The 18,276-nt window shown below is 71.0% G+C and carries 16 protein-coding genes and 1 pseudogene; 13 read left to right on the top strand and 4 right to left on the bottom strand.

Annotated elements, in window-relative coordinates; genetic code table 11:
* The first annotated feature begins 2 nt into the window (after positions 1-2).
* Complete coding sequence (locus tag ACIBNA_RS07680) at positions 3-1,883, top strand: RICIN domain-containing protein (RefSeq protein WP_399164323.1); 1,881 nt, start codon at positions 3-5, stop codon at positions 1,881-1,883.
* A 381-nt stretch (positions 1,884-2,264) separates the two neighbouring features.
* On the opposite strand, the pseudogene ACIBNA_RS07675 reads toward ACIBNA_RS07680, so the two are convergent.
* Positions 2,265-2,762 (bottom strand): annotated as a pseudogene (locus ACIBNA_RS07675) (IS5 family transposase); the annotation flags it as partial.
* Positions 2,763-2,936: 174 nt separating this feature from the next.
* Between ACIBNA_RS07675 and ACIBNA_RS07670 the strand changes: the two are divergent.
* The 4 genes from ACIBNA_RS07670 to ACIBNA_RS07655 all read left to right on the top strand — a co-directional run bounded on the left by ACIBNA_RS07670 (position 2,937) and on the right by ACIBNA_RS07655 (position 5,026).
* The gene (locus ACIBNA_RS07670) at positions 2,937-3,116 is read left to right on the top strand and encodes a hypothetical protein (protein WP_399164352.1); all 180 of its coding nucleotides are present in this window, start codon (positions 2,937-2,939) and stop codon (positions 3,114-3,116) included.
* Between the two features lie 496 nt (positions 3,117-3,612).
* Complete coding sequence (locus ACIBNA_RS07665) at positions 3,613-3,978, top strand: hypothetical protein (protein WP_399164322.1); 366 nt, start codon at positions 3,613-3,615, stop codon at positions 3,976-3,978.
* A gap of 255 nt (positions 3,979-4,233) precedes the next feature.
* Positions 4,234-4,653: an aspartate 1-decarboxylase gene (gene panD / locus ACIBNA_RS07660; RefSeq protein WP_399164321.1), complete on the top strand. Its 420-nt coding sequence runs from the start codon at positions 4,234-4,236 to the stop codon at positions 4,651-4,653.
* Positions 4,654-4,681: 28 nt separating this feature from the next.
* Positions 4,682-5,026: a GNAT family N-acetyltransferase gene (locus ACIBNA_RS07655; protein ID WP_399164320.1), complete on the top strand. Its 345-nt coding sequence runs from the start codon at positions 4,682-4,684 to the stop codon at positions 5,024-5,026.
* A gap of 555 nt (positions 5,027-5,581) precedes the next feature.
* Here the strand turns inward: ACIBNA_RS07655 and gndA are convergent.
* The gene (gene gndA / locus ACIBNA_RS07650) at positions 5,582-7,021 is read right to left on the bottom strand and encodes an NADP-dependent phosphogluconate dehydrogenase (protein WP_399164319.1); all 1,440 of its coding nucleotides are present in this window, start codon (positions 7,019-7,021) and stop codon (positions 5,582-5,584) included.
* A 349-nt stretch (positions 7,022-7,370) separates the two neighbouring features.
* On the opposite strand from gndA, the gene ACIBNA_RS07645 reads away from it, so the two are divergent.
* A complete protein-coding gene (locus ACIBNA_RS07645; protein WP_399164318.1) occupies positions 7,371-8,627 on the top strand; it encodes a peptidoglycan DD-metalloendopeptidase family protein in 1,257 nt (418 codons plus the stop codon).
* Here the strand turns inward: ACIBNA_RS07645 and ACIBNA_RS07640 are convergent.
* Positions 8,617-9,966, bottom strand: a complete 1,350-nt coding sequence (locus ACIBNA_RS07640) for a DMT family transporter (protein ID WP_399164317.1) — start codon at positions 9,964-9,966, stop codon at positions 8,617-8,619. The two genes, ACIBNA_RS07645 and ACIBNA_RS07640, sit on opposite strands and share 11 nt — an antisense overlap.
* 209 nt (positions 9,967-10,175) lie before the next feature.
* On the opposite strand from ACIBNA_RS07640, the gene ACIBNA_RS07635 reads away from it, so the two are divergent.
* The 5 genes from ACIBNA_RS07635 to ACIBNA_RS07615 all read left to right on the top strand — a co-directional run bounded on the left by ACIBNA_RS07635 (position 10,176) and on the right by ACIBNA_RS07615 (position 16,563).
* Complete coding sequence (locus tag ACIBNA_RS07635) at positions 10,176-10,931, top strand: (2Fe-2S)-binding protein (RefSeq protein WP_399164316.1); 756 nt, start codon at positions 10,176-10,178, stop codon at positions 10,929-10,931.
* A gap of 39 nt (positions 10,932-10,970) precedes the next feature.
* A complete protein-coding gene (gene glgA, locus ACIBNA_RS07630) occupies positions 10,971-12,122 on the top strand; it encodes a glycogen synthase (RefSeq protein WP_399164315.1) in 1,152 nt (383 codons plus the stop codon).
* A 51-nt stretch (positions 12,123-12,173) separates the two neighbouring features.
* Positions 12,174-13,394: a glucose-1-phosphate adenylyltransferase gene (glgC, locus tag ACIBNA_RS07625; protein ID WP_399164314.1), complete on the top strand. Its 1,221-nt coding sequence runs from the start codon at positions 12,174-12,176 to the stop codon at positions 13,392-13,394.
* Positions 13,395-13,611: 217 nt separating this feature from the next.
* Complete coding sequence (locus ACIBNA_RS07620; RefSeq protein ID WP_399164313.1) at positions 13,612-14,955, top strand: wax ester/triacylglycerol synthase family O-acyltransferase; 1,344 nt, start codon at positions 13,612-13,614, stop codon at positions 14,953-14,955.
* A gap of 105 nt (positions 14,956-15,060) precedes the next feature.
* Positions 15,061-16,563, top strand: a complete 1,503-nt coding sequence (locus ACIBNA_RS07615; protein WP_399164312.1) for an SDR family NAD(P)-dependent oxidoreductase — start codon at positions 15,061-15,063, stop codon at positions 16,561-16,563.
* 86 nt (positions 16,564-16,649) lie between these two features.
* Here ACIBNA_RS07615 and ACIBNA_RS07610 read toward each other — a convergent pair whose 3' ends face one another.
* Positions 16,650-17,102 (bottom strand): hypothetical protein, encoded by a 453-nt coding sequence (locus ACIBNA_RS07610; protein WP_399164311.1) that lies wholly within the window; start codon positions 17,100-17,102, stop codon positions 16,650-16,652.
* Between the two features lie 452 nt (positions 17,103-17,554).
* Here ACIBNA_RS07610 and ACIBNA_RS07605 point away from each other — a divergent pair, with 452 nt between their 5' ends.
* Both ACIBNA_RS07605 and ACIBNA_RS07600 read left to right on the top strand, forming a co-directional pair.
* Positions 17,555-17,728, top strand: a complete 174-nt coding sequence (locus ACIBNA_RS07605) for a hypothetical protein (protein WP_399164310.1) — start codon at positions 17,555-17,557, stop codon at positions 17,726-17,728.
* A gap of 56 nt (positions 17,729-17,784) precedes the next feature.
* Complete coding sequence (locus ACIBNA_RS07600; RefSeq protein ID WP_399164309.1) at positions 17,785-18,267, top strand: GNAT family N-acetyltransferase; 483 nt, start codon at positions 17,785-17,787, stop codon at positions 18,265-18,267.
* Positions 18,268-18,276 lie beyond the last annotated feature (9 nt).

The following is an 18,276-nucleotide window of genomic DNA, read 5'->3' as shown; positions in this document are numbered from 1 at the left end:
CCATGACAACGTCCCGCGTCCTTTCCTCAGCAGAGAACGCCGACAGAGCCGTCCGTGCGCGCACGCGCCGTCTGCGCACGGGCACCGCGCTCACCGCACTGCTCGCCTCACTGGCGGCCGTCGCCCTGCCCACGGGCACGGCGCAGGCCGTCGACACCACCGTCACCGTCGACTTCGCCACCGCAGGAGGCGCACCCACCTACCGCGCCTCGGGCACGATCTACGGCATGACCGAGAACGGCTCGCTGCCGCAGGACCACTTCTACAAGGACATCAAGTGGAAGTTCATGCGGGCCGGCGGCGCCCAGCTCGACAATCCCGGCGGTTGGGTCGCGGGCAAGTACGACCGTCGCTGGAACTCCACCCGGGCCCAGTACCAGCGCACCAAGGAGCTGGGTGGCACCTTCGTCATCCTGCCGCACGACCTGTGGGGCGCCGACGGCACGAGCAGTCCCACGTTCCCCGGCGACAACGGAGACTGGACCCTGTTCGACTCTTTCTACGACCGCCTCATCGCCGACGCACAGGCGGCGGGCATGACCGACATCCAGTGGGACATCTGGAACGAGCCTGACTGGACCCCCTTCTGGGCGCGGACGCAGGCCCAGTACCTGGAGATGTGGAAGCGGGCCTACCAGAGAATCCGCGCCGCCTTCCCCAGCGCGGTGATCGTCGGCCCCAGCACCGCCGGCAAGCCCTCCGGAGGCGGCTCCGGATGGTGGAACACGTACCTGGACTACGTCAAGGCGAACAACGTCGAGCCGAACATCTACAGCTGGCACGATCTGCCCGGCGACCCGGTCGCCGACGGAAACGCGGTCCGGTCCAAGCTGTCGGCACGCTCGATGACCACCAGTCGGCCCTTCCAGGTCAACGAGTACGCAAACACGAACGAGCAGACCCCCGGGCGCGGGGCCTGGTACATCTCCCGTCTGGAGCGTGCCGGAGCCGACGGGCTGCGCGCCAACTGGGCGTCGGGGGCGAGCCTGCACGATTTCCAGGCCAACCTGCTGACGAAGAACAGCGCAGGCCAGTACCTGCCGTTGGGGGAGTGGTTCCTGTACCGCTACTACGGATCGCAGACCGGCAACATCGTCAAGTTCACGGCCGGTACCAACACCGACGGTCTGGCGACCAAGGACAACACAGCCAGGAACGCCAAGATCCTGCTGGGCAGCAACGGCAACACTGGTAACGTCACCGTCAACCTCGCTCGTCTGGACACCACCAACGTCGTCGAGAACGGCCGTGTGCGCGTGGTCCTGCAGCGCATCCCGAACAACAACGGCGGCGCCGTGACCGGGCCGGTCACCGTCTCGGACCAGACGCTGAACGTCAGCAACAACGCGGCCTCGCTCACAGTGCCCTGGTCCAGCGCCTCCGACGCCTACACGGTGACGCTGCTGCCGCCGTCCAACACGACGATCTCCACGGTCGCCGTCGCACAGCACAGCGGACAGTGTCTGGACGACACCAACCTGTCCACCGCCAACGGCACCCAGTACCAGCAGTACCACTGCGAGGGCGGCTACCAGCAGATGCTCGACCTGAAGCCGGTCGCGGGCAAGGCCGACACCTACACGATCGTCAACGAACACAGCGGCAAGTGCCTGGACGTGGCGAACGCCTCGACCGCCGACGGGGCGGCTGTCATCCAGTTCACCTGCGGCAGCGGCACCAACCAGCAGTTCACCCTGCGCCCCGTGACCGCTCTGGGCAACGCCCAGGACTACCAGCTGGTCGCCGCGCACAGCGGCAAGTGCGTCGACGTCAGTCAGATCTCCACCGCGGCCGGCGCGAAGATCCACCAGTGGACCTGCGACACCGCGAGTGCCCTGACCACGAAGAAGAACCAGATCTGGCGCCTGCAGGGCATGGGCTGACCGGAGGGAACCAGGCCCCGAGCCGGCCGGGTGACGACCGGCCGGCCCGGGGCCTGTCGCGGCGAGCGGGCCCTGTCCACGTGTTTGCTGCGTCCGGGGAACGCTGTGCGCTCGTCGTCGGTGAACTCCCGCTCCGCCTGTGACCGGATTGGCTTCGTAGGTGGGAACGGACACCACTTGTCGAGGAGTTTGGGCAGCACTTGTCGATCGCCGAGCCGTGAGATGTCGATGAGAACTGACACCGCTCGCTCGGTGGCCGAGTCGATGTCTTTCCTCTGCTATTCGGTGATGTTGGGGTTGCTGCGCAGGATGTCCTCGGTGGTCTGCCACAGCCGGGGCAGGAACCGGGTCACCTCTTCGGCTCGGTGGATGAGGTCACGGGTGGAGCTGATGCCGAGATCGGTGACGGCCGCCTGGAATGCTGGGGCGGATCGGCGGTACTCCCTGCACCAGCGGGATGAGGGCCTGGCTGTCGTGCGTGTTCGCGCCGGAGATGCCGACGGACAGGGGCAGACCGGTCCGCTCAGTAACCAAGTGGATCTTCGAGCCGTCCTTGCCCCGGTCCACAGGATTCGGGCCTGTCAGGTCTCCCTTGTCAGGGCTCGCATGTTCACGGAGTCGATCGCGCAGCGGGACCAGTCCAGCTCGCCGCGGGCACCGAGCTCGTCGAGGACCAGGCGGTGGAGCTTCGCCCACACCCGGGGCCTTCGAGCACTCCGTGAAGCGCCGGTGAGCTGTCGCTCCCGACGGCCCGAACGAGGCGGACGGCAACTGTTGCCAGGTGCAGCCCGAGGTAGCCACGAACACGATGGCAGCCAGCACCTCCCGGTCACCATGCCGACGTCGGCCTCCGCCTTGCGGACGAGTCGGTGCTGGTACGGCCCGCTTGGTGCCGCACGGCGAGACTTCGCCTGGCGGAAGACGGCGAAACGGCTCACGGCGCTGCCGTCCCGCTCCGCGTCCACGGTCAGACGGACCCTGCCCTCGGCGAGTGACGGTGTCGGTGGCGCACAGACCTCCGGACGTCAGGAGGTCGTCCATGGTGAGCAGCCCGTGCAGGAAGGAAGCGAACGGGTCGGCGGCTTCCGCGGGCGGCTGCCGGCCTCCGGCTGGACGTTGTTGCACTCGGCGATGCGCACGACCGCCGTGCCTGCCTCGGCGGCGGAGAGTTCGCCGCCGAGATGCATGAAGCCGTACGACTGTCCGGGCTCGCTGATCGGCCAGAGTGTGTAACCGGTGGGTGCGTAGACCCTTGAGGACGGGCTGCAACACGATCATCCGCGAATGGTGCTGCACGCCCTTCCCACTCCGCGCCCCGCATGACGCGACAGCAGCCCGCGCATCCGCTGCGGACGTGAGGCCATCTGCTCCAGTGAGTAGCCGATGGCATCCCCGAGCTGCTGCTGGTTCAACCCGGCCCACGTCCGCAGGTACTGCAAGAGCACGCAGACGCCGACCACACGCCCGACAGAATCGGGCCCCGGTCTTCGCGCTCCGCCCCGGCCGCGTGTCCCGTACCGTCCTCACAGGCCCACGCCCTTCCCATCCCGCTCCGCGCCCGCCCACGGCCGCGCTCGCCACCGGTCCATGTCCAACGCGACGCGGGAAACGGGACACGCGCCGGACCCGTACAACGCCCGTACAAGCCCCGCACAACCAAGCCCACGGCTGACCACCCACGCCGTACGACGAGGGCGACGTGCGGTCCGCCCGGCGGGAGTGGGGCGCCGTGCTTCTTCAGCAGGTCGGCCGCGCGGAGTTCGGCGACCGCGAACGGGCCCATCTGGAGCTCGAAACCGTACAGTCGCTCGGCGAGCCGACCGATCACGTCGGGTGCCATGGCGTCGCCGTGCCGCCCGGCCGCCTGCCGCGCCACTCGCTTGATGACGGTGTGCAGGTAGGTGTCGGTGCCCATCGCGGGGTCGACGATGTGGGGCGAGGCGGTTCAAGGTCACTTCGAATGTTTCCGTACGGCCTCGCGCAGCAGGCGACACAGCGGAGCGATGTGCTGGACGAGGACCGAAACACGACGGATCTCCGACGGTTCACAGCAGAGCATGCTTCCAGGGGGAAGCATCTCGCCCTATGCGCCTGATGCGCCTGATGCATCGTCAGGTAAGTCAGCAATTGGTCAGCATCAACCCCGAGACACTCCGAGACGGCTGCCCGAGCAGATGCCTGGTGGGTGGCGTCATAACGGGCCTGGTGCCTGCGGAAATGCAAACAGGGAGCCTTTTCAGGGTGAAGCGATGTTCCTCACAATCTTCGAGTCAGGCGCGTGCCAGTTGTAGAGTGATACCGCCTTTGACCTGCACAAAGCAGGCAGGGAGCCGTCTTCCAGGAGTCCAAAGTGCTGCGTACTCTGTTCAAGTCCAAGATCCACCGAGCCACCGTCACCCAGGCCGACCTGCACTACGTGGGATCGGTGACCATCGACGCCGACCTGCTCGACGCCGCCGATCTTCTGCCCGGCGAGCTCGTGCACATCGTGGACATCACCAACGGCGCCCGGCTGGAGACGTACGTCATCGAGGGCGAGCGCGGGTCCGGCGTCGTCGGGATCAACGGGGCCGCCGCGCATCTCGTCCACCCCGGCGATCTGGTGATCATCATCAGCTACGCACAGGTGACGGACGCCGAGGCGCGGGCACTCACCCCCCGGGTCGTGCACGTGGACCGCGACAACCGGATCGTGGATCTCGGCGCCGACCCGTCCGAGCCGGTACCGGGCTCGGAGCAGCAGCGCAGCCCGCAGGCCGTCCGGGCCTGACCGACGTACAGGGGACAGGAGCGTGTCCATGAGGGACCTGGAGATCCGCAACGACCGGGCGGCGGGCCGCCTGGAGGCGGTGTCCGGCGGTGAAGTCGTCGGCCGTATCGAGTACTTCGTCCTCGAGAGCCCCGAACGCGCGCTCGTGCCCGTGCACACGATCGTCGAACCGGCCCACGAGGGCCAGGGCATTGCGGGTGCGCTGGCGCGAGAGCTCTACGGCATCGCCGGCCGCGAGCACAGCGCCGTCGCCCCGCTGTGCCCCTACGTCGCCAAGTGGTCCGAACGCCACCCCGACGAGGCCCCACCGGCTGACCAGGCCCTACTGGCGGCGGCGAAGGACTGGCTGACCGAACACCCGGGCCGCTTCTGATCCCGAGCCGGGAGATGCGGTGTCCGACCCCGACCCCGTTACCCCCACCTGGCCCCTCCCCGTCCCGCCCGGGAGTGACTGGGGAAGCAGTCGACGGGTAGGCGGGGGAGTAGTCCAGAGCCGGAGTCGAGCGACTGGCTGGAGGACCTCATGACGAATCCGTATCCCGACCCCGTGCCGCCGGGGCCGACTCCGGGCCCGGAGCCGCACCCCGATCCGGTGCCGAACCCGCAGCCACCGCCGGGCCCGGAGCCGACGCCGCCGCCCCCGGCCCCGACACCGCCACCGGGTCCAACCCCGCCCCCGCCACCGGCCCCGACACCTCCACCGGGTCCAACCCCACCACCGGGTCCGACACCCCCGGGACCCGACCCCGTGCCGGGACCCGACCCGTCCCCGATCCCCCCGGGACCGGAACCCGTACCGAACCCCGAGCCGGGCCCGCCGCTGTCCTGAACAGCGGCAAGAGAACCGGCAAGAGAACAAGAGAACGGGGCCGGTGGACAGCTGTTGCAGCCGTCCACCGGCCCCGTACCGGTCCTCGGCGCGGAGCGCCTACGCGGAGACCTCCGACCGGTTCCCACCCCACAGCGTGTGGAACGACCCGTCCCGGTCCACCCTCCGGTAGGTGTGCGCACCGAAGTAGTCGCGCTGCCCCTGCGTCAGAGCCGCCGGCAGCCGCTCCGAGCGCAGGGCGTCGTAATAGGCGAGCGCCGCGGCGAAACCGGGCGTCGGCACGCCCTGGCGGGTCGCGGCGATCAGCACCTCGCGCCAGTCGTCCTGGGCGTCCGCGATCTCCTGCGCGAACGTCGCGTCCGACAGCAGGCTCGGCAGATCCGGCCGGGCGTCGTAGGCCGCGCGGATACGGTCCAGGAAGGCCGCGCGGATGATGCAACCGCCCCGCCACAGCGCGGAGACCGCACCGAGGTCGATGTCCCAGCCGTACTCGCCGCGGGCCGCGTCGATCTCGTGGAAGCCCTGCGTGTACGACACGATCTTCGACGCGTACAGCGCCTGCTCGACCCGGTCGGCGAAGGCCCGGGCCTCCGACTCGCCCATCGGCTGCGCCTTCGGTCCGGCCAGCCCGCGCGAGGCCTCCCGCAGCTGCGCGTGGCCCGACAGCGAACGGGCGAAGACCGCCTCGGCGATGCCGGACACGGGCACACCCAGGTCGAGCGCGATCTGCACGGTCCAGCGGCCGGTGCCCTTCTGCTCGGCCTGGTCCACCACCACGTCCACGAACGGCTTGCCCGTCTCCGCGTCCACGTGCGAGAGCACCTCGGCCGTGATCTCGATCAGGTACGAGTCCAGGCGGCCCTGGTTCCAGGTGCGGAAGATCTCCGCGATCTGCGCGGGGGAGTACCCGGCGACGTCGCGCAGCAGCTGGTACGCCTCGCCGATGAGCTGCATGTCCGCGTACTCGATGCCGTTGTGCACCATCTTCACGAAGTGCCCGGCGCCGTCCGGACCGACGTGCGAGACGCACGGCGAACCGTCGGCGGCCTTCGCCGAGATCTTCTCCAGCATCGGGCCCAGCGACTCGTACGACTCCTTGGGGCCGCCCGGCATGATGCTCGGTCCGTTGAGCGCGCCCTCCTCGCCACCGGAGACGCCCATGCCGACGAAGTGGATGCCCTGCTCGCGCAGGTCGCGCTCCCGGCGCCGGGTGTCCGCGAAGTGCGCGTTGCCGCCGTCGATGATCATGTCGCCGGGCTCCAGCAGCGGGGCGAACTCCTGGATCACCGCGTCCGTCGGCTCACCGGCCTTCACCATCACGACCAGCCGCCGCGGCCGCTCCAGCGCGGCCACGAACTCCTTGGCGCTCTCGCACGCGACGAACTCCCCCTCACCGCCGAACTCCTCGACCAGGGCGCGCGTACGCGCGGGCGTCCGGTTGTGCACCGCCACCGTGTAGCCGTTGCGGGCGAAGTTGCGGGCGAGGTTACGGCCCATGACCGCGAGACCCGTGACGCCGATCTGCGCTGTACTGCTCATTCGGTTGGCTCCTAAAGACCTCGGTATCGGTGCTGCGGATGGTGTCCACCAGCATGCCCCCGTCGCCCATCCTGACGTGCCGCTACTTCGTCCGCACGCGCGGGTCGTGCGACGTCGCGCAGGCTGATACGCACAAGAGCCCCCGTCGCACTCACCCGACGTACGCGTCCCCGCGCGCGCCGCACATGCGCACCGGGTGACGTACACGGTGCACCGCCGTGGCGCACGTCGCGCAACAGGGGCCTCATCCCGGCCATTTGGGCAACCGGGCGGCCGATAGCCGCCTTGTCCTGGCCGGTTCGCAGCGCTTACTTTTGCCCCTCCTGACGCATGTCTAGGGGGGCTCTCGATGGCCGTACGCGGCCGGCATCGCCGGTATCAGCCGAACAGGATCAACCGCGCCTCACTCACCGTCACGGCGGGCGGCGCGGGCATGGCGCTCCCGTTCATGGGCGCCGGCGCCGCCCAGGCGGCGGACGTGGACACTTGGAACAAGGTCGCCGCCTGCGAGTCGAGCAACGACTGGAACATCAACACCGGCAACGGCTTCTACGGCGGACTCCAGTTCACCCAGTCCACCTGGGAGGCGTACGGCGGCCGGGCTTACGCGGCGCGCGCGGACCTGGCCACCAAGGACCAGCAGATCGCCGTCGCCGAGAAGGTGCTCGACGGGCAGGGCCCGGGCGCCTGGCCGGTGTGCTCGGTCCGGGCCGGACTGACCAGGGGCGGAGCCGAGCCCGACATCCGGCCGGCCGCCGAGAGCACGAGGCAGGGCGAGAAGGCAGACCGGAAGCAGAGGCCCAGGACCTCCATCGAGGACGTGCGGCCGCAGTCCACGCCGCAGTCCCGGGCGGGCAGCGCCGAGATGTACACGGTGGTGCGGGGCGACACCCTCTCCGGCATCGCGCAGGAGCGCGAGGTGCGGGGCGGCTGGCGAGGTCTGTACGCCGCCAACCGCTCGGCCATAGGGAGCGATCCCGATCTGATCGTGCCCGGCCAGCGGCTCGCGCTGAGCGGCGAGGGCGCCACGAAGACGCGTCCCGCGCCCGAGCGGGTCCCGGCGGCCAAGCCGTCGACGAAGAAGCCGCCCTCGCAGAAGCCGACATCCAAGAAGCCCTCCCCGGACCGCGCCGACGAGCGGGCCAGGGACCGGTCCAAGGATGAGAGCAAGGAGCGCGCCGCACGGTCCACGGCCACCCGGCAGGGCCTGGTCGCCCCCGTCAGCGCCTCCCTGGGGACGCCCTACCGCAAGGCGGGCTCGTCCTGGTCGAAGGGCTACCACACCGGCGTCGACTTCCCCGTGCCCACGGGCACGTCCGTCAAGTCGGTCGCCGCCGGCAGCGTCGTCAGCGCGGGGTGGGGCGGCTCGTACGGCTACCAGGTCGTGATCCGCCACGCCGACGGCCGCTACAGCCAGTACGCCCACCTGTCGGCGATCTCCGTGCGGGACGGGCAGACGGTGAGCGCGGGCCAGCGCATCGGCCGCTCCGGCTCCACCGGAAACAGCTCGGGCCCGCATCTGCACTTCGAGGTGCGGACGGGGCCCGGTTTCGGCACGGACGTCGACCCCATCGCGTATCTGAGGGCCGGCGGCGTCAGGATCTGATGCGGATGCGGTGCCGGTCCACCGTGGGCACCGACACGTACGGGATGCCGTAGAAGGCCGCGTAGGAGAGCGGGCGTTCCGCGGAGGACACCGACGGTTCCCCGCTCTCGTACGTGACATCCGGATCGACCTCGGGTTCGTCGACGACGGCGTCGGCAAGGGCACCCGCAGGCACGGGCACTGGCACGTCCCCTGACGGCCCCCGACCGGCGCCGCCGAGGTCGGCAGCCCCGCCGCCCAGCGCCTTGGGCAGCGCATCCACGGCGACGGGCGGCGCGCCCACGGTCTCGGGCGCCCGTTCCCCGGCTGGCGCGGGCATGCTGCCCACGGCCACGGCCAAGTCACCCGCGCGCCCCGACTCGGCACCCACCATCTCCAGCAGACCCCGCACGCTCCCGGCCGGTTCCCCGGCCGGCCCCGGCAGCATCCCCGTCGCCCCGAGGCCCGTGTCCGCGGGGACCAGACCCGTCCCGGCGACCTCCAGCCCCGTCCCCTCGCTCTGCGGCCGGGCGTGTGTGAGCCGCTCCGTCGTCAGCAGGATCAGGCCGCCGGCCGCCACGACGCCGCAGCTCAGGGCGAGCGCCGTGCCCGTCGTGCCGTAGCGGAAGGTTTCTCCGAACATCGTGATGCCGACGGCGGCCGCCACCACCGGGTTCACGACCGTCAGCGTGGCCAGCGGTGCCGCGAGGCCGGCGCCCCGGTAGGAGGCCTGCGACAGCAGCATGCCGGACGTGGCCAGGACGCCGATCACGGCGAGGGACGGCACGTCCGCCGCCGACACACCGCCGGTCCAGTCGACCGCGACGGTCTTGGTGAACACCGAGGACATGCCGAACGCGATACCGGAAGCGGTCGCCAGCAGCATGCTGCGCACCGCCGGGTGCCGGTGCGCGGCCCGGCCGGCGATCATCAACGCCACGACCACACCCGCGGTGACCACGGCCACGGCCACCCGCTGCGCCGTGTTCAGCGACTGCGCGTCGGACGCGGCGACCAGGGACAGCAGACCGGCGAGGCCCACCGTCGCCATGATCGCGCCCCGCCACGCCGTGGCACCCGCCTTGCGGCCGACGAACAGCGCCGCCATCGGCAGGGCCACCACGATGGTCAGCGCGCCGAGCGGTTGCACCAGGCTGAGCGGGCCGTACGCCAGCGCCACCACGTGCAGCAGTCCGCCGAGGCCGTTGAGCGCGACCGCCGCCCACCAGCCCGGCCGGCGCAGCGGCGCGTACTGCTCGCCCGGCGAGGACGCCGCGACCCGCTCCTGCACGATCGCCCCGCCCGCGTAGGCGACCGCGGAGACGAGGGACAGCAGGACGGACAACGCGAGGGCGCTCATCGGCTGCTCCTCTGCGTCAGGCGGGGGCGCTCGGCCCGGCGCGGCGAAAGGTCGGCTTTCATGACCAACACCCTGCCGTGTCCAGGTCTTCCCGTCGTCGTCCCTGAGCACTCATTGGGTCCTACTGCCGATGGAGTACGCGGGGAACCCCGTCATCCCCAGGGTGGGCGAACCGGTCGGGGGTCACCGGGTCGCATCCCTTAGGGGTCTTGGTACTACTGCTCTTCGTGGACCTCGACCCCGGCCTTGCCGCGCTCCGCCCGCTCGGCGGCTACTTCGTGCTGCGCACGGGAGAAGCGGCGGCGGGGCCTCTTCCCACTCTCGCACAGGCGTACGCCGACACGGCACCGGATGTATACGGAAATCCCCTGATTTTCCGTGTCGGCAAAGTCGCGAACGCCCTGCGCGCCCCGGAGTTGCGCGTCGCGGCGTCCGTGGCCCACCTGGGACTGGCGGCCCGTCTGTGGTCCGTGGCGCTGGGCTGCGCCGCGCTCTACGGCCGTGTCCCCGACCTCGACGCCCGGCTGCTGCACTGGGACGCCGACGCCGGCGCCCCCGACGACCTGTGGCTGTCGGACGTACGGCCGCTGCCCGGGGACACCTCCGCCGTCGCGGACGTCGTCCTGCACGGCCACCTCGAACCTCTCTCGGCGGCCCTGCGCGCCCGGTACCGCCTCGCCCCGGGCCTGCTGCGGGGCAACACCGCCTCCGCGCTGGCGGGCGCCGCCCGGGAACTCGACCGCTGGGCCCGGCGGCACGGCCGTACGGACACCGCCTCCCGGGCCCGTTCCCTGGCCGCGGAACTCCTCGCCCACCCCCTGCTCGCCGGCGCCGGAACCCTCACCGGCACCGCCTTCCGGCGCCGCAGCTGCTGTCTGTACTACCGGGTGCCCGGCGGGGGCGTCTGCGGTGACTGTTGCTTCACACGGCCGCCTCGCTCTTCCCCACAGGCCCCATCTGGGTGACCATGAAAGGGAACGGCCGCTGAGAGCAGGGAGTTGCGGGTGCGAGTGGGACTGCTGACCCGGGAGTACCCGCCGGATGTGTACGGCGGTGCGGGTGTCCATGTGGAGTTCCTCGCCCGGGAGCTCCGACCCCTGGTCGACCTGGACGTGCACTGCTGGGGCGAGGGCCGCGCCGACGGCGTTCTGCGCCACCGCCCCTGGTCCACGCTCGACGGCGCCAACGACGCGCTCCGCACCTTCTCCGTCGACCTGGCCATGGCCGCCGCCCTCGAAGGCCGCGAGCTGGTCCACTCCCACACCTGGTACGCCAACCTCGGCGGCCACCTCGCCAAGCTCCTGTACGGCATCCCGCACGTGATGACCGCGCACTCCCTGGAGCCGCTGCGCCCCTGGAAGGCCGAGCAGCTCGGCGGCGGCTACGAGCTGTCGAGCTGGGCCGAGCGCACCGCGATCGAGGCCGCCGACGCGGTGATCGCCGTCTCCGGCGCCATGCGCGAGGACATCCTCGGCTGCTACCCGGCCCTGGACCCGAAGAAGGTCCACGTCGTGCACAACGGCATCGACACGAGCCTGTACCGGCCCGACCACGGCACGGACGCCCTGGACCGGATCGGCCTCGACCGCTCCCGCCCGTACGTGCTGTTCGTCGGCCGCATCACCCGCCAGAAGGGCGTGCCCCACCTGCTGCGCGCGGTGCGGGACATCGACCCGGCCGCGCAGGTCGTGCTGTGCGCGGGCGCACCGGACACGCCGGAGATCGACCAGGAGTTCCGCGAGCTGTTCGGGGAGCTGAGCCGGGTCCGCGACGGCGTGTTCTGGATTCCGAGGATGCTGCCGCGCCCGGAGGTGATCCAGCTCCTCACGCACGCCGCCCTGTTCGTCTGCCCCTCGGTGTACGAGCCGCTCGGCATCGTGAACCTGGAGGCGATGGCCTGCGGCACGCCCGTGGTGGCCTCGGCGGTCGGCGGCATCCCCGAGGTCGTGGACGACGGCAGGACGGGACTGCTCGTCCCCGCCGGCGACGGCTTCGAGGCGGGCCTCGCCCGGGCCATGGACTCCGTCCTGGGCGACCCGGAGGCCGCCCGGCGGATGGGTGAGGCCGGGCGGGAACGCGCGGTCGGCGAGTTCGGCTGGGACGCGGTGGCCCGCCGCACGGTACGACTCTACGAGGAGATCCTGAAACAGGCTTAGTACGAGCTGCTCAGGGGCAGGCATCGGAAAATCGGCGTGAGGGGAGCGGCCATGCGTCGTGGTGGTCCTTCGGTCCTGGGAATCGTGCTGGCCGGCGGAGAGGGCAAACGTCTGATGCCCCTCACCGCGGACCGAGCGAAACCCGCTGTCACCTTCGGCGGCACCTACCGCCTGGTCGACTTCGTCCTGTCCAATCTCGTGAACGCCGACGTGCTGCGCATCTGCGTCCTGACGCAGTACAAGTCGCACTCGCTGGACCGGCACATCACCACCACCTGGCGGATGTCCAGCCTGCTCGGCAACTACGTCACACCCGTGCCCGCCCAGCAGCGCCTCGGCCCCCGCTGGTACCTGGGCAGTGCCGACGCGATCCTGCAGTCGCTGAACCTGATCTACGACGAGCGCCCCGAGTACGTCGCCGTCTTCGGCGCCGACCACGTCTACCGCATGGACCCCCGCCAGATGCTCGCCCAGCACATCGACAGCGGAGCTGGCGTCACGGTGGCCGGGATCCGGGTGCCGCGCAGCGAGTCCTCGGCGTTCGGCGTGATCACGCCGGGCTCGGACGGCCAGACGGTGGAGCGCTTCCTGGAGAAGCCGGCGGACCCGCCCGGTCTGGCGGACGACCCCGAGATGGTCTTCGCCTCCATGGGCAACTACATCTTCACCACGAAGGCCCTCATCGAGGCGCTCCAGCGGGACGCGGAGGAGGAGCACTCCGTGCACGACATGGGCGGCTCGATCCTGCCCCAGCTCACCGACCGGGGCGAGGCCGCGCTGTACGACTTCAGCGCCAACCACGTGCCCGGCGAGACCACCCGCGACCAGGGCTACTGGCGGGACGTCGGCACGCTGGACGCCTACTACGAGGCCCATATGGACCTGATCGCCGAGCGCCCGGCCTTCAACCTGTACAACCGCAGCTGGCCCATCTACACGCACTCGTACCAGCTCTCGCCGGCCCGCTTCAACGCCGGGGGCATCGCCAGCGAGTCCATCATCAGCGCCGGCTGTCTCATCCGCGGTCAGGTCACGCGGTCCGTGCTGTCGCCGGGTGTGGTGGTCGACCCGGGGGCCGTCGTGCAGGGGTCGGTGCTGCACGACAACGTGCACATCGGCCGGGGCGCGGTGGTGCGCGGCGCCGTCCTCGACAAGAACGTCGAGGTGCCGCCGGGCGCGACGATCGGCGTCAACCCGGAGCGCGACGCGGAGCTGTACACGGTGTCCAAGGGCGGCGTCATCGCCCTCGGGAAGGGACAGCTGGTCACCTGACGAGAGCGGCTGCGATGACGCCTCCCGGGTGACTCCCACGGGGTGCCCGGCGCCGCAACCTGTGCTGAACTGGCCACACATGCACCATAAGTCCCGCCCCTTTCACCGGGGCGGGACTTAATCTGGTGTTAACTGTACGTAGCCTGATCGTACTTGACCGTAATCGGCTGGGAGCGATTGACTGCTGGCCCACCCGTCGTCGACGCGAGGCAAGCCCTTGACTGCTGACCTGCTCGCTCCTCTCGACCTGGCGTTCTGGAACATCGAGTCCGCGGACCACCCGATGCACCTCGGCGCGCTCGGGATCTTCTCCTCCCACTCGCCCGCCGCCGGCGCCCACGCGGCCGACCTGCTCGCGGCCCGCGCCGCCGGCGTGCCCGGACTGCGGATGCGGATCCGCAACGTGTGGCAGCCGCTGCCCGCCGCGCTGCGCCGGCCCCTCGCCTTCGGCGGCGCGGCCCGCGAACCGGATCCGGACTTCGATGCCCTGAACCACGTGCGGCTGCACGCGCCGACCGACGACTTCCACACGGTCGCGGGCCGGCTCATGGGACGGCCGCTGGAGCGTGGCCGGCCGCCGTGGGAGGCCCATGTGCTGCCCGGCGAGGACGGGGTCTCCTTCGCGGTGCTGTTCAAGTTCCACCACGCCCTGGCCGACGGGCTGCGGGCGCTGACCCTCGCCGCGGGCGTCATGGACCCGATGGACATGCCCGCGCCCCGGCCCCGCCCCGCCGAGCCCCCGCGCGGTCTGCTGCCGGACGTGCGCGAGCTGCCCGGGATGGTGCGCGGCGCCCTGTCCGACGTGGGCCGGGCCCTGGACATCGGCGCTTCCGTCGCCCGCTCCTCCCTCGAGGTGCGCTCCACCCCCGCGCTCACCTGTGAGCCGAGCGGCACCCGCCGCACCGCCGGAGTGCTGCTCGACCTCGACGACGTGCACCGCGTCCGCAAGACCGTCGGCGGCACCGTCAACGACGTCCTGATCGCGGTCGTAGCGGGCGCGCTGCGCCGCTGGCTGGACGAGCGCGGCGACGGCAGCGAGGACGTCGCGCCCCGCGCCCTGATCCCCGTCTCCAAGCGCCGCCCGCGCACCGCGTACCCGCAGGGCAACCGGCTCTCCGGTTACCTGATACGGCTTCCGGTGGACGACCCGGACCCGCTGGCCCGCCTCGCCTGGGTCCGCACCGCCATGGACCGCAACAAGGACGCCGGCCCCAACCGGGGCGCGGGCGCCGTCGCCCTGCTCGCCGACCACGTCCCGGCCCTGGCCCACCGGCTGGGCGGACCGCTGGTCGGCCAGGCGGCCCGGCTCTGGTTCGACATCCTGGTCACCAGCGTGCCCCTGCCCAGCCTCGGCCTGAAGCTCGGCGGCAACCCGCTCACCGCCGTCTTCCCGTTCGCCCCTCTGGCCCCCGGCCACTCCGTGGCGGTGGCGGTCTCGACGTACCGGGGGAGCGTCCACTACGGGCTCGTCGCCGACGGCACGGCCGTGCCGGACCTCGACCGGCTCGCGGCGGCCGTCTCGGAGGAGGTGCGCACTCTGATCACGGCCTGCCGGTCCTGAAGCGCGCGGGTTTGGCGGTCCGGCCCGCCGCTGGCGTAAAATTCGCCCTTCGAAAGCGGGCGCGACCGGCGCGCCACCACGGCAGAGCAGGGAACGACAGCGGCGATGACGGTGACAGAGGACGGCCCGCAGGCCATGGACGAGGCGAGCGGGCTCTCGTACGGACCCGGCATCGACCCGGAGCGGCTGGCCGTCTGCCTCAGCGTGCTCGAGGAACTCGACAAGCTGGAGATCGACCACCCGGACGCCATCGCCGTGCGCCGGGCCACCGCGGGCGTCTACCGAACGGTCAAGCAGCGCCGCCGCCAGGAGCGCCGGGCCGCCAAGACCGCCCACGACAAGGCGGTCACGGAGGCCACGGCGACCGGCTCCGCCCAGCGCATCGACGACGAGACCGAGGGTCTGCTGCCGTCGTCGAACACCGAGGAGGGCAGGATCGCGGGGATACTCCAGCGCCCGCGCTCCTGCTACACCTGCAAGGCGCGGTACGTGGAAGTCGACTACTTCTACCACCAGCTCTGTCCCGACTGCGCCCGCGTGAACCGGACCAAGCGCGACGTCCGTGCCGACCTCACCGGCAAGCGCGCCCTGCTCACCGGCGGCCGCGCCAAGATCGGCATGTACATCGCGCTCAGGCTGCTGCGCGACGGCGCGCACACCACGATCACCACGCGCTTCCCGAAGGACGCCATCCGCCGCTTCAAGGCGATGGACGACTCGGCGGACTGGATCCACCGCCTGGAGGTCGTCGGTATCGACCTGCGCGACCCGGCCCAGGCCGTGGCCCTCGCGGAGCAGGTCGCCGAGGCGGGACCGCTCGACATCCTCGTCAACAACGCGACCCAGACCGTACGCCGGCTGCCGTCCGCCTACGCCGCGCTGGTCGAGGGCGAGAGCGCCCCGCTGCCCGCCGGTGAACTCCCCGCCCACCACGTCATCGGCGCCTTCAACTCCGGCGCCGTCGACGGCCTGGCCGCGCTGCCCCTGGGCACCAGCGGCCTCGACGCCCAGCAGGTCGCCGACCTCGCCCTGGTCGCGGGCAACGCCAGCGTCGAGCGGCACCTCGACGGCACGGCGATCGACGCGGGCGGGCTGGTCCCCGACGTCGTCGACAGCAACACCTGGGTGCAGACGATCGAGCAGATCTCCCCGGTGGAGCTGCTGGAGACCCAGCTGTGCAACTACACGGCGCCGTTCATCCTGATCAGCCGGCTCCGCCCGGTCATGGCCGAGGCCGCGAGGAAGGCGGCGAGCTCACGCGCGTACGTCGTGAACGTCTCCGCGATGGAGGGCGTCTTCGGCCGCGGCTACAAGGGCGCGGGACATCCGAACACGAACGCCGCCAAGGCCGCCATGAACATGGTGACGCGGACCAGCGCGCAGGAGATGTTCCAGACCGACGGGATTCTGATGACCTCGGTCGACACGGGATGGATCACGGACGAGCGACCTCACTACGACAAGCTGCGGCTCGCGGAGGCCGGGTTCCATGCGCCGCTGGACCTGGTCGACGGGGCGGCCCGGGTGTACGACCCGATCGTGCGGGGCGAGGCGGGGGAGGACCTGTACGGGGTCTTTCTGAAGGACTACGAGCCGGGGAAGTGGTAGGGGTTCCGGCCGCGGCTTGAGCGCGGCTTGCCGCGCCCGGACCGTACGACGGCGATGTCGTCGACGGACCGTCTCATCACCGTCCGTCAGTCGACAGCCCCGAGGTGGCGGGAGCTGCGGGCCGCCAGCAGTTCCAGCACGGTGCGCCAGTCCTCCAGCACCCCGGCGTCGAAGCCGGCCGTGCGGCCCTCCTCGGTCGCCCGGCGCAGGGCGAGGAGGTCGTCGTCGGCCGGGGCGTCCGGGCGGGGACAGTGGCGCACGAGGTGGGAGACCCGCTCGCCGAGCAGGGCACGCACCGCGTCGGCGGCGTGGTCCGCGTGCCCGGCCGGGTCGCCGGGCCACAGCAGCCCGCCGACGGGCTGCACCAGCCCCGCCACTTGCAGCTCCTTGTCGGCCGGGCGGCCCCGGCGCAGCAGCGCGGCGGTCCGCAGCGCGTGATCGTGCAGGTCGACCGGTGGGCGGTCGCGGTCCGGGGCGACCCTGGTGCCCCGGCAGGCGTACAGCAGATCCATCAGCTCCTCGACGCTGCGCAGCTCCATGCGTCAGTCCTCCTGCGAGACAGCCGTTGCCGTACGGCAGCAGACCATGGCGAGCTTGCGACTCAGCCAACGGCACTTGAACTGCGCAACCGTCTGGAAACCGCCGGTGCGGGCTTACACCGTTCGAGTGATCCGTAAAACGTTCTTCCTATGGCAAATCGGTGCGTAAACCCGAGCTGAACACAGGATGACGCGCGATCGTTACCGCCAGTTTTCAGCCCCATCGAGCGGGGGGCCGCTCATTTGGTTAATCTGGGGCGGACGGACAGCAGGACGGGACCCACACCCACGGTCCGTCATGGGACAAGCCGGTACACCACGGCCTGCGCTCCCGGGAGTTACCGGCGCCACCGCGTCCGAACTGTATTTGGCATCAGACCCGAGCGGGCGGCAGGCGCAGAGCAGGACCGGCGCACACGTCCCGAGGGTGACCGACACATAAGGAGTGCGCGGTGACACCGGAGAAGACGAATCGCGAGCAACGCCCCAAGGAACGCACCGAGCGCAAGGGCTGCCGGTCCGACGAGCTCGGCAGCCTCGACGTGTGGGCCCGGTCGGCCCCGATCCGCCTCGCGGGCTACGAGGAGGACCTCGCCGAGCCCCACATCCTGCCCAGCGTCGACTGACCGGGCGCCTGCCCCTCAGCGATCGTCGAACGCATGGGCGTGTCAGACTCACGTCCATGCTGATCAGGGAAGCAACGGCTGACGACTGGCCGCGCATCTGGCCGTTCTGGCACCGCATCGTCGCCGCGGGCGAGACCTACGCATGGGACCCGGGCACCTCCGAGGACGAGGCCCGGGTCCTGTGGATGAATCCGGCGAAAACCGTCTACGTCGTCGAGGACGACAGCGGCAGTGTCGTCGCCTCCGCCTACCTCACCCCCAACTACGGTGGCCCCGCCGCCCGCATCGCCAACGCCGGCTTCATGGTCGACCCGGACCAGGGCGGCCGGGGCTACGGCCGTGCCCTCGCCGAACACCTCCTGACCGAGGCCAGGGCCGCCGGTTACCGGGGCATGGTGTTCAACGCCGTCGTCGAGACCAACCCGGCCGTGAAGCTGTGGACCTCCCTCGGCTTCACGACCCTCGGTACGGTCCCCGACGCGTTCGAGCACCCCCGGCACGGCGTGGTGGGACTGCACATCATGTACCGGGAGCTCTAGGAGTTGTGT

The sequence above is a fragment of the Streptomyces sp. NPDC050164 genome (genome assembly GCF_044459945.1).
Classification (GTDB): Bacteria; Actinomycetota; Actinomycetes; order Streptomycetales; family Streptomycetaceae; genus Streptomyces; species Streptomyces coeruleorubidus_A.
This window is presented reverse-complemented; position numbering and strand designations above follow the sequence as displayed.